A 1,986-nucleotide genomic window follows, 5' to 3' on the forward strand; every position below is an offset into this window, starting at 1 on the left:
ACCCGCCCGCGCCGCGACGCCCGCAGTCCGAGACATTCTCGATTCTCTTGACCGACACCCACCAGAACTGCTCTATCATTTCGCTGCATGACTTCCCTTCGGCTGGACCCCGACCGCTGGTTTCTCCGCGCCGGGCGCAGAAGCAATCCCCGGCTGACCGTCCTCGCCGTGCCCTGGGCCGGCAGCGGCACCGCCGCCTACCACGGCCTCGCGGATCAACTGCCCGCCGACGTCGACCTGTGGATGCTGCGCCTGCCGGGCCGCGAAGTGCGCCGTCAGGAACCGCTCGCCACCACGATGAGCGAACTCGCCGGCCCCGCTGCCGCCGCCTGCGCCGAAGCTCTGACCGGCGACTTCGTCCTCTTCGGGCACAGTTCGGGCGCACTGATCGCCTTCGACGTCGCCCGTCGGCTGCGCCGCGAGCACGGCCGGCTGCCCGCCCTGCTCGCCGTCAGCGCGCAGCCCGCACCCCACCTGCCGTCGCGCTACGCGCCCATCCACGACCTGCCCGTGGAACGCTTCCTGAACGCGCTGGACGAGCGCTGCCACAGCGTTCCGCAGGCGCTGCGCACCGATGCGGAAATGCAGGAGGTGTACGTTCCGGCCATGCGTGCCGACGTGGCCGTCGAGGAAACCTACGAATACCTTCCGGAAACTCCACTGGAATGCCCAGTGTCGACCTTCGGCGGGGAATCCGACACGGAATGCAGAATTACCGACCTGGAGGCATGGCAGGTCCACACGTCGGGGAAATTCACCCTCAACGTGCTACCGGGCGACCATTTCTTCTTCCAGACCTCCCGCGAATCGGTGGTGAAACTTATGGTGGAACAGGCCGGCTGATTTCCGGACCCGGTGCCCCCGTCCTCCCGGGCGGGGGCACCGTGGTGTCCGGACGACGGATCACTGGTCGTAGTAGCCGCCCAGCCGACGCGCCGGTGACGCCGACTGGGTGCGCCCGGCGGTGGGCCCGCAGGCGCGCCGCAGGTCGTCCAGCCGCGGCAGGCCCGCCAGTACGTCGGCGAACGGCAGCCCGAAGTCGACCAGACAGGCGACCTCGTCCACCCCGATGCCGGCCAGCCGCTCGACCACCTCGGCGCACTTGCCCGGAGTACCCAGCAGGGAACGCCGGTCGTAGAAGTCCCGGGCCACCAGCGTGGCCAGCTGCTCCTGCTCCGCGTCCGACATGGCGGCGGCGCCGTCGTCGCTCCGCTTCTGGGTGAGGAAGGTGGACAGGTACCGGCGTACCGGATCCCTGACGACGTCCCACACCCGGTCCTCGTCGTCGCCGAGGTAGGTGTGCATGCCCACGGTGACGGTGCCGGCCGCCGGGTCGAGTCCGGCGGCGGCCCGCTCCTTGCGGTAGGCGGCGATGTTGTCCGCGAGCCGCTCCCAGCTGTCCAGCAGGGTCAGGACACCGAGGTCGCGGCGGCCGGCCTCCAGCCAGGTGGCGGGGTTGGACGTGTGCACCAACCACAGGGGAAGCTCCGGCTGGTGGGGCCGGGGGAAGGTGCGCACCGTCAGCGTGCCGTCCTCGGGCCCGGGGAAGGGCAGTTCCTCCCCTCGCCACAGCGCACGCAGGGTGTCGACGGTGTCGAGGGTGTACTCGCGCCGGTCGGCGAAGTGGCCGGGCTGGAACACGAAGTCCCCGCGGTGCCAGCCGGTCGCCAGACACAGCCCCACCCGACCGGCCGAGAGCTGGTCGACCAGCGACCACTCCTCGACGATCCGCACCGGGTGGTGATGCGGTACGACCACGCTGCCGGCCCGCAGCTCGACGCGCTCGGTGACGGCGGCGATGGCCGCGGCCAGCACCGAGGGGTTGGGGAAGCTGCCGCCGAACTCCTGGAAGTGCCGCTCGGGCACCCAGATCGCCCGGAAGCCACGAGTGTCGATGAAGCGGGCCACGTCGAGGATGAACCGGTAGCGGTCACGCGGGGACTGGCGGTCGTCCGCGGCGAAGAAGTAGACGCTGAACTCCATCGG

At 70.4% G+C, this 1,986-nt stretch carries 2 protein-coding genes; one reads left to right on the top strand and one right to left on the bottom strand.

Annotated elements, in window-relative coordinates; all coding sequences use genetic code 11:
* Positions 1-87 precede the first annotated feature (87 nt).
* The gene (locus tag ACFUO4_RS40035; RefSeq protein WP_383494605.1) at positions 88-843 is read left to right on the top strand and encodes a thioesterase II family protein; all 756 of its coding nucleotides are present in this window, start codon (positions 88-90) and stop codon (positions 841-843) included.
* A 60-nt stretch (positions 844-903) separates the two neighbouring features.
* Here the strand turns inward: ACFUO4_RS40035 and ACFUO4_RS40040 are convergent, their stop codons facing one another.
* Positions 904-1,983, bottom strand: a complete 1,080-nt coding sequence (locus ACFUO4_RS40040) for a MupA/Atu3671 family FMN-dependent luciferase-like monooxygenase (RefSeq protein ID WP_383494608.1) — start codon at positions 1,981-1,983, stop codon at positions 904-906.
* Between the last annotated feature and the right edge of the window lie 3 nt (positions 1,984-1,986).

Origin of the sequence: Streptomyces sp. NPDC057280, assembly GCF_042668605.1 — a bacterium.
GTDB lineage: Bacteria > Actinomycetota > Actinomycetes > Streptomycetales > Streptomycetaceae > Streptomyces.